This is a genomic window from uncultured Methylobacterium sp., assembly GCF_964242245.1.
GTDB lineage: Bacteria > Pseudomonadota > Alphaproteobacteria > Rhizobiales > Beijerinckiaceae > Methylobacterium.
Map to the genome: position 1 here is coordinate 1 of NZ_CAXTBY010000137.1, position 8,427 is coordinate 8,427.

Annotated in this window: 11 protein-coding genes and 1 pseudogene; 5 read left to right on the forward strand and 7 right to left on the reverse strand. The window is 68.4% G+C overall.

Annotation, left to right across the window (positions count from 1 at the left end; translation table 11 throughout):
* The 5 genes from ACFE8Y_RS19230 to ACFE8Y_RS19250 all read right to left on the reverse strand — a co-directional run.
* On the reverse strand, positions 1 to 645 hold a 645-nt coding region (locus ACFE8Y_RS19230), incomplete at its 3' end, for a branched-chain amino acid ABC transporter permease (protein ID WP_375465983.1).
* Between the two features lie 207 nt (positions 646 to 852).
* A complete protein-coding gene (locus ACFE8Y_RS19235) occupies positions 853 to 1,740 on the reverse strand; it encodes a branched-chain amino acid ABC transporter permease (protein ID WP_375465984.1) in 888 nt (295 codons plus the stop codon).
* A gap of 77 nt (positions 1,741 to 1,817) precedes the next feature.
* A complete protein-coding gene (locus ACFE8Y_RS19240) occupies positions 1,818 to 3,020 on the reverse strand; it encodes an ABC transporter substrate-binding protein (protein ID WP_375465985.1) in 1,203 nt (400 codons plus the stop codon).
* A 123-nt stretch (positions 3,021 to 3,143) separates the two neighbouring features.
* Positions 3,144 to 3,884: an ABC transporter ATP-binding protein gene (locus ACFE8Y_RS19245; RefSeq protein WP_375465986.1), complete on the reverse strand. Its 741-nt coding sequence runs from the start codon at positions 3,882 to 3,884 to the stop codon at positions 3,144 to 3,146.
* Positions 3,877 to 4,635 (reverse strand): ABC transporter ATP-binding protein, encoded by a 759-nt coding sequence (locus ACFE8Y_RS19250; protein WP_375465987.1) that lies wholly within the window; start codon positions 4,633 to 4,635, stop codon positions 3,877 to 3,879. The genes ACFE8Y_RS19245 and ACFE8Y_RS19250 overlap by 8 nt, the downstream gene beginning before the upstream one ends.
* Positions 4,636 to 4,986: 351 nt before the next feature.
* Here ACFE8Y_RS19250 and ACFE8Y_RS19255 point away from each other — a divergent pair, with 351 nt between their 5' ends.
* Entirely contained in the window at positions 4,987 to 5,829 is an 843-nt protein-coding gene (locus tag ACFE8Y_RS19255) for a transglutaminase family protein (protein ID WP_375465988.1), read from the forward strand.
* Positions 5,830 to 5,895: 66 nt separating this feature from the next.
* Here ACFE8Y_RS19255 and ACFE8Y_RS19260 read toward each other — a convergent pair whose 3' ends face one another.
* Positions 5,896 to 6,114, reverse strand: a complete 219-nt coding sequence (locus tag ACFE8Y_RS19260; protein WP_375465989.1) for a hypothetical protein — start codon at positions 6,112 to 6,114, stop codon at positions 5,896 to 5,898.
* Between the two features lie 293 nt (positions 6,115 to 6,407).
* On the opposite strand from ACFE8Y_RS19260, the gene ACFE8Y_RS19265 reads away from it, so the two are divergent.
* Positions 6,408 to 7,283: a methyltransferase domain-containing protein gene (locus ACFE8Y_RS19265; protein WP_375465990.1), complete on the forward strand. Its 876-nt coding sequence runs from the start codon at positions 6,408 to 6,410 to the stop codon at positions 7,281 to 7,283.
* Between the two features lie 3 nt (positions 7,284 to 7,286).
* Here ACFE8Y_RS19265 and ACFE8Y_RS19270 read toward each other — a convergent pair whose 3' ends face one another.
* The gene (locus ACFE8Y_RS19270) at positions 7,287 to 7,421 is read right to left on the reverse strand and encodes a hypothetical protein (protein ID WP_375465991.1); all 135 of its coding nucleotides are present in this window, start codon (positions 7,419 to 7,421) and stop codon (positions 7,287 to 7,289) included.
* 272 nt (positions 7,422 to 7,693) lie between these two features.
* Between ACFE8Y_RS19270 and ACFE8Y_RS19275 the strand changes: the two are divergent.
* The 3 genes and pseudogenes from ACFE8Y_RS19275 to ACFE8Y_RS19285 form a co-directional block, all read left to right on the forward strand.
* Positions 7,694 to 7,781 (forward strand): annotated as a pseudogene (locus ACFE8Y_RS19275) (hypothetical protein); the annotation flags it as partial.
* 27 nt (positions 7,782 to 7,808) lie between these two features.
* Complete coding sequence (locus ACFE8Y_RS19280) at positions 7,809 to 8,120, forward strand: hypothetical protein (RefSeq protein WP_375465992.1); 312 nt, start codon at positions 7,809 to 7,811, stop codon at positions 8,118 to 8,120.
* An 8-nt stretch (positions 8,121 to 8,128) separates the two neighbouring features.
* Positions 8,129 to 8,427, forward strand: a 299-nt coding sequence (locus tag ACFE8Y_RS19285; protein ID WP_375465993.1) for a RidA family protein, incomplete at its 3' end; no start/stop codon positions are given.

Genomic DNA, 8,427 nt, shown 5'->3' on the forward strand with positions numbered 1-8,427 from the left:
CGCGCGGGGCTCGTTGTCGCGGATCGCCTTCAGCACCTGCCCGAACGGCGAGTGGATGATGCGGTAGATCAGCAGCAGGCCGCCGAGGAACACGAGCGCCACGAGGCCGTAGAGCGCCCGGTCGTCGGACAGGCTCACCACCCCGAACAAGGCGCCGCGCGGCACCGCCTGGATGCCGTCCTCGCCGCCGGTGAACTTGGCCTGGAGCGAGACGAAGTACGCCATCTGCGCGAGCGCCAGCGTGATCATCGCGAAGTAGATGCCCTGGCGCCGGATGGCGAGCGCGCCGAAGACCAGCCCGAGCAGCGCGGCGGTCAGCGTGCCGGCCAGGATCGCGACCTCCGGCGTCAGCCCCCAGACCTTGGCGGCGTAGGCCGAGATGTAGCTCGCCATGCCGAAGTAGGCCGCGTGGCCGAAGGAGAGCAGGCCGCCGTAGCCGAGCAGCAGGTTGAAGGCGAGCGCGAACAGCCCGAAGCACAGCACCTTCATCAGGAAGACCGGGTAGAGCACGAAGGGCGCCACCGCGAGGACGGCGGCGATGCCGAGCATGATCCGGCGATGCAGCGCGCGGTCGTCCCGGCCCTCGGCCAGCACGGGCAGGATCGGGGCGGCGTCCGCGGGGGCGATGGCGGCGGTGTCGACCATGTCAGGCGAGCCTCGGTGACCGTGTCGGCGGAAGCGGTCCGCCTGTGGACCGGGCGCGGGTCCCCTCTCCCGTGCGGGAGAGGGACAGGGTGAGGGATGCGACCTGTCCGGTAAGACCTGATCCCTCACCCCAACCCTCTCCCGCACGGGAGAGGGGGCACGGTGCGCGTGTCGGGGACGTGCGACCCTTGATGTGCTCGTCGTCCATCATGCGGCCCGCCCGAACAGGCCGGCGGGTTTCACCAGGAGGACCAGCACCATGATGACGAAGATCACGGTGGCCGAGGCCTCCGGGTAGAACACCTTGGTCAGGCCCTCGACGAGGCCCAGCGCGAAGCCGGTGATCACCGAGCCGAGGATCGAGCCCATGCCGCCGATCACCACCACCGCGAAGACGACAATGATGATGTCGGCGCCCATGTTGGGGTTGACCGAGTAGATCGGCGCTGCGAGCACGCCCGCGAAACCGGCCAGCGCCACGCCGAAGCCGTAGGTCAGCGTCAGGAACAGGGGCACGTTGACGCCGAAGGCCTGGACGAGCGTCGGGTTCTCGGTGGCCGCGCGCAGGTACGATCCGAGCTTGGTCTTCTCGATGACGAGCCAAGTCGCCAGGCACACGACAGCCGAGGCGAGGACGACCCAGGCGCGGTAGTTCGGCAGGAACATGAACGGCAGGCGCTGGCCGCCCGACAGCTCCGGCGGGATCGCGTAGGGCAGGCCCGAGACGCCGTAGTAATTCCGGAACAGGCCCTGGACGATGAGCGCCAGCCCGAAGGTGAGCAGCAGGCCGTAGAGGTGGTCGAGCTTGTAAAGCCGCGCGATCAGCACCCGCTCCAGCACGATGCCGAAGGCGCCGACGATGAGCGGCGCGAGCCCGAGCGCCCACCAGTAGTTCAGCCCGAGATAGTTGAGCAGCATCCAGGCGACGAAGGCGCCGACCATGTACAGCGCCCCGTGGGCGAAGTTGATGATGTTCAGCAGCCCGAAGATGATCGCCAGCCCGAGCGAGAGGATCGCGTAGAACGAGCCGTTGATCAGCCCGAGCAGGAGTTGGCCGAACAGGGCCTGCGTCGGCACGCCGAAGATCGTGGTCATCCCCGCTCAACCCTGCGTTCGCGTTCCCGTGAGGACCCTGCGCCGCCGGGGCCGGTGCCCCGGCCGCCCGCGCGGCATCAGCCCTTGACCAGGGGGCAGCCCCCCTCGGCCAGCGGGCGGAACACCGCGTTGCCGGGGATGGTGGCGAGCGTCTTGTAGAGGTCCCACTCGCCCTTCGACTCGGCCGGCTTCTTGACCTCGAACAGGTACATGTCGTGGATCTTGCGCCCGTCGGCGCGGATCGTCCCCTTGCCGAACAAGGGATCGTCGGTGGGCATCTCCTTCATCCTGGCGACGGTCCTGGCGCCGTCCGCCGTCGTCTTCAGGTCAGCGACCGCCTTGAGGTAGTGCAGCACGCCCGCGTAGACGCCCGCGTGGTTCGAGGTCGGCTGCTTGCCGCCCGAGACCTTCACGAAGCGCTCGGAGAAGGCGCGGGTGCCCGCGTTCAGGTCCCAGTAGAACGGCTCGGTCAGGACGAGGCCCTGCGCCACCTTGGTGCCCAGCGAGTGCACGTCGGACGAGAACACGAGCAGGCCCGCCAGCGCCTGACCGCCCTCGGTGATGCCGAACTCGCCCGCCTGCTTGATCGAAGTGATGGTGTCGCCGCCCGCGTTGGCGAGCCCGATCACCTTGGCGCCGGACCCCTGCGCCTGGAGCAGGAACGAGGAGAAGTCGGCGGTCGGGAACGGCGTCTTGACCGAGCCGATCACCTTGCCGCCGTTCCTGGTGACGACCGCCGAGGCGTCGCGCTGGAGCGTCTGGCCGAAGACGTAGTCGGCCGAGAGGAAGAACCACGTGTCGCCGCCGCGCTTCACCATGGCGCCGGCGGTGCCGTTGGCGAGCGCCACCGTGTCGTAGACCCAGTGGACGGTGTTGGGGGTGCATTGCGGCCCGGTGAGGTCGGCCGTGCCCGCGCCGGTATCGATGAAGACCCGGTTCTTCTCCTTGGTGACGAGGTTGACCGCCAGCGCCACGGAGGAGGTCACGCCGTCGATGACCATGTCGACGCCGTCGCGGTCGTACCATTGCCGGGCGATCCCGGCGCCGACATCGGGCTTGTTCTGATGGTCGGCCGCGATGATCTCGACCGTGAGTCCGTGCTCGGCGGCCTTGAAATCCTCGACCGCCATGCGGGCCGCGATGACCGAGCCCTCGCCGCTGATGTCCGAGTACACCCCCGAACGGTCGCCCAGCACGCCGATCTTCACCGGCGTCTGCCCGGCAGCAGCGCCCGCGGTCAGGGCACTGAGGGCGGCGGCGCACACGAGTCGTTTCAGCATCCGTTCTCTCCTCCTCGGTGCGCCGGCCGGTGGTCGGGCCTGAGCGCCCGATCGTCGCCAAGCCTCGTCCGGCGCTCGTGTTCTTGGGTCCGGACTTGCTGCCGGTTGACGTGTCCGGGTCGATCAGACCCCGAGATAGGCGTGGAGCTTGTCGATATGGGCGTCAAGCGCGTCGTTCTCGATGGTGTCGACCACCCGGCCCTGCTCGATCACCACGTGCCGGTCGGCCAGCGTCTGGGCGAACCGGAAGTTCTGCTCGACCAGCACGATGGTGTAGCCGCGCGCCTTCAACTCCCGGATCGTCCGGCCGATCTGCTGGACGATCACCGGGGCGAGCCCTTCCGTCGGCTCATCGAGCAGGATCAGCTTGGCGCCGGTGCGCAGGATGCGGCCGATCGCCAGCATCTGCTGCTCGCCCCCCGACAGCTTGGTGCCCTGGCTTCCGGCGCGCTCCTTCAGGTTCGGGAACAGGGTGTGGATCTCAGGTATCGACATGCCGCCGGGCTTCACTTTCGGCGGCAGCATCAGGTTCTCGGCGACCGTGAGGCTCGCGAAGATGCCGCGCTCCTCCGGCACGTAGCCGAGGCCCAGCCGCGCGATGCGGCGCGAGGCCATCCCGATCGTCTCGACGCCGTCGTAGGTGATCGAGCCGCTGCGCCGCCCCAGGATGCCGATGATCGCGCGCAGCGTCGTGGTCTTGCCGGCGCCGTTGCGGCCGAGCAGCGTCACCACCTCGCCGGCCCGCACGTCGAGGTCGATCCCGTGGAGCACGTGGCTCTCGCCGTACCAGCCCTCCAGGCCGCGCAAAGCCAGCAGCGGCGCGTCGGCCGCGCGGGGAACGCCCTTCAGGGCCGCCTCAGGCATGCCCGGCCCCGATGTAGGCCTCGATCACGCGCGGGTCCTTCGACACGGTGGCGTAGTCGCCCTCGGCCAGGACCTGTCCCCGGGCCAGTACGGTGATGCGGTCCGACAGCGAGGCCACCACCGAGAGGTTGTGCTCGACCATCAGGATGGTGCGATCCTGGCCGACCCGGCGGATCAGGGCAGCGGTGCGCGCGATGTCCTCGTGGCCCATCCCGGCCATCGGCTCGTCGAGCAGCAGCATCTCGGGATCGAGCGCCAGGGTTGTCGCGATCTCCAGCGCGCGCTTGCGGCCGTAGGACAAAGCCGCCGCCTGATGCCCGGCGAACTCCGACAGGCCGACCTGATCGACCAGCGCGAGGGCCTCCCCGTCGAGGCCGCGCAGCACGCGCTCGGAGCGCCAGAAATCGAAGGAGTCGCCGCGCCTGCGCCGCTGGAGCGCGATGCGGACGTTCTCCGTCACGGTGAGGTGCGGGAACACCGCCGAGATCTGGAACGAGCGCACCAGCCCGAGGCGGGCGACGTCGGCGGGCTTCATCCGGCTGATGTCGCGGCCCTTGTAGCGGATCGACCCGGCCGTCGGGCTGAGGAACTTGGTGAGCAGGTTGAAGCAGGTGGTCTTGCCGGCGCCGTTCGGGCCGATCAGCGCGTGGATCGTGCCCCGCACGACTTCGAGCGCCACGTCGTTGACCGCGCGGAAGCCCTTGAACTCCTTGGTCAACCCGCGGGTCGCGAGGATGACGTCCCGTGCCAAGCGCAACCCTCCCCGCCGTGTTTGGGCAATTGTATCGCCGGAAGCACCGGCGTCGTCCACCGGGATTCCGGGCACGGCGCGGACATTTGCCGGCCGATGACACCGGACGTCGTGAGCCGGGCGACACCGTTGCGCGCATTCGCGTCAGCCTTGCCGAAGGCGCATGCCACCCTGCCCACGACCGCCGCCAGCACCCGCCCGCGGATCATCGTCACATCCGTGCGCGTCGCCTGGATTTGCCGCGACGTGCCGACTCTTTGAGCGGCGACTGCACCGGGCGGCCCTTAACATCGCGGAACATTGGCTCGTACCGTTCTTTGGAATCTCTTCTCGTCTCGCGGGGGCAAGCTCATGAAGATCCGGTGCGGCTACACGATCGGCTACGACACGTTCGGGCCGACGGCGCTGACCTACCAGCTCAACGTCCACCCCTCGCGCGCCATCGACCTCCTGACATCCGACGCGATGCGGGTCGATCCCGCGGTGCCGATGCGGACCTACACGGACGGCTTCGGCAACACCTGCGTGCGGCTGCTGTCGCCAGGCGGGCGCGTCACGGTCTCGGCCGACTTCCTGATCGCCGATAGCGGCGAACTCGACGTCTACGCCCCGGACGCGACGCAGTACGCGGTCCAGGACCTGCCCGACGAGGCGCTCGTGTTCCTGCTGGGCTCGCGCTACTGCGAGACCGACAAGCTCTCGGGCCTCGCGTGGTCGCTGTTCGGCGCGACGCCGGAGGGCTGGGCGCGGGTGCAGGCGATCGTGGCTTACGTCCACCGGCGCATCCGCTTCGACTACCAGCTCGCCGACGCGACCCGCTCGGCCTTCGACGGCCACAACCAGCAGGTCGGCGTCTGCCGCGACTACGCCCACCTCGCGGTGGCCCTCTGCCGCTGCATGAACATCCCGGCGCGCTACTGCACCGGCTATCTCGGCGATATCGGCGTGCCGGTGGACGTCAACCCGATGGACTTCTCGGCGTGGTTCGAGGTCTACCTCGCAGGACCGGACGGGGGCCGCTGGTACACCTTTGACGCCCGGCACGACGCCCGCCGGATCGGGCGCATCGTCATCGCCCGGGGCCGCGACGCCACCGACGTCGCGATCTCCACGAGCTTCGGCACCGCGCTGCTGGCGCAGTTCGACGTGCACACCGACGCGGTCGCCGACGACTTCGTGCTCCGGGCGGCCTGATCGCCGGCGACTCGCGCTGCACCTGCGGCCGGAGTGGGCAGGGCGCGACGGCGCCCCTCGGCCGGCCTACACCGCCGCCGCGGGAACAGGGGACGCAGCGCGATGGCCATCACCGATCATGCCGCCGCTGACGGTGAACGGATTGGAGATGGCGGGGAAGCTGCCGGGCCTCCACGGCGTCACGCCCGCGATGCCCTCGCTGCCGAGCACGCCCGGCACCCGGGCCGTGGCGATTGCACGATCGCCGACTGTGTCCTGAGTGAGATTGATCCCCGTGCTGGTCAAGGGATAACACCCTCAAGTCGCCGGCGTGACCACCTGATCCACTTCGAGGTGGATGATGTCAAGGCAAGTTCAACTGAGGTTTTGCTTGAGATTGAATGATGAAGGTAGTCGATATACTCGATCTGATTCTTAAGAAGAGATCAGACCGATTGATCCCTGGGTTTGATCCATTGTTCTATAAAAGAGAATATCCAGACGTAGAAGGGTCCGGTCTTACGCCCGCGCAGCACTACATGCGCATAGGCCGGGCAGAATACAGAGATCCTAATGCCTTCTTCAGCTCGAAGGGATACTTGAAGGCCAATCCAGATGTTGCGAAGGCAGGATTTGATCCGCTGGAGCATTTCCTTATCCACGGACTTTCTCAGAACTACCAGGGCTGGTATCGGAAACCTGAAGCGCCGCCGCTCGACCCGATCCCGGATGCGATACCCGGAGGCATCTCGGAATGGTTTCAGGGTTTCCGTGACACCGTTCGAGCCACCATCGTCGACATGGAGCAGCAGGCGATCGCCGATCCCCACAACGCCCCGCTCCACGAGGGCTTGGGCTACTACTGGTTCCACGAGAGCAGATGGGTGATGACGTTCAGGATCATGGCTCCATTCATCGAGAAGTCGGCGAGCGTCATCGAGGTCGGCGGCCAATCGATCATCACGCACTTCCTCGGTGAGCAGGGCATGCGCGTTGCGGTGACGACCAATGATCTTCGCACACCGATGACGGACGTGACGGACGCGAGCCACGACGTGGCGCTCTGCCTGGAGGTGATCGAGCACATCAAGGACCAGGACGGCAGCGGGCCCGTCGACATCTTCAACGGCTCGGGCGTGCGCTGCCTCGTCTCGGAGATGCACCGCATCCTGAAGCCCGGCGGGATCGCCGTCTGCACCACGCCGAACGGCTGCGCCTACAGCAGCATCGCCAAGGCGCTGAAGATGGAGCCGCCGATGTTCTTCCGGAAGCACGTCCGCGAGTTCACCCCCGACGAGCTTCGGGAAGCGTTCGAATCTGCTGGGTTCGAGACCGACTATCTGGAAACACCGCCCCAGCCTTGGGAAAGACCCAAGGACCTTGATATCGGCATGGTCTGCAGGATGGTGGAGTATGCCGGTGGCTCGTCCCGCCTGCGGGAAGACGATATGGTTGCCATCTTCCGCAAGCGGTGAGAATCACTTCAGGCCGATCTGCGACTCGTCCACGACGAAGCCGTTCGTGATCGTGACGCGCATCAGCGCGTACGGCTCCTCACCCTCCCACTGCTCGATTCGGGACTGGGACCCGGAGCGCGCGGTGTCGAAGATCAATGCCGACGGGCACTGCCCGGGAATCGCGGCCGATGACGCGGGCAGGCTCGTCGTGGGCGGCGCGGGCCGCGGCGTTCTGCTCCGCGCCAGCGCCAGCTACGCCCTGAGCGACCCGGCAGCCATCGCCGTGGCGGCCGAGGCCGAGGGCGCGGCCGTCGTGACGACGGCCGGCCACCTCAGCGAGGCCGGCCTGCCCTGTGGTCAGCGTCGGCTCGACGCCGACCGCGCGCTTCGCCGGGCGCCTCCGGCATCACCGAGGTGCGGGCGTGTTCATGTTCGGCGACCTGTTCCAGGCCGGTATCGGTGCCTGCGCGACCGACGGCGTCGCGCGCTCGGTGCTTGCCACCGTGATCGGCCATCAGCGCGCACGGGGCTGGATCATCGGCGATGCCGGCTGGATGGCGCTGTCGCGCGACCGCGGGATTGCCCGCCAAGCCGTGGATCAGGGCTACGGCCTCGTCTGCGACCGCGCGGGGCGGCCCTATTCCGGACCTGATCGTGCGCGACGCCGACCAGGAGCACGGCATCGTGGCGCTCCGCCCCGGCTCGGCCGCTGCGCTGCCGGACCTCCCGCTCGGGGCGCGCCTGCGCCCCCTGCCGAACCACGCCTGCGCGACGGGCGCGCAGCACGCGTGCTACCACGTGCGCGACGCCGCGGGGTGCCCGCCCGCGACGTGGCCCCGCATCAACGGCTGGTGAGTGTATCCATGACACGTCCGATCGAGCGCATCGCGAGCCCGTCCGTGCCGGAGCCGGCCGGGCACTACGCGCAAGGCGTCGCGTGGCACGACCTCGTCTTCGTCTCGGGCCAGCTCGGGATTTTGCCCGACGGCAGCCACACCGTCGACCGCCCGTTCGAGGCGCAGGCCCGCCAAGCGCTCGCCAACCTGCTGGCGATCCTCGCCGAGGCCGGCTGCGGGCCGGAGCGGGTGCTGAAGGTCACGACCTACCTCGTCGGTCTCGACAACTGGCCGGCCTTCAACCGGATCTACGCGGAGAGCTTTGG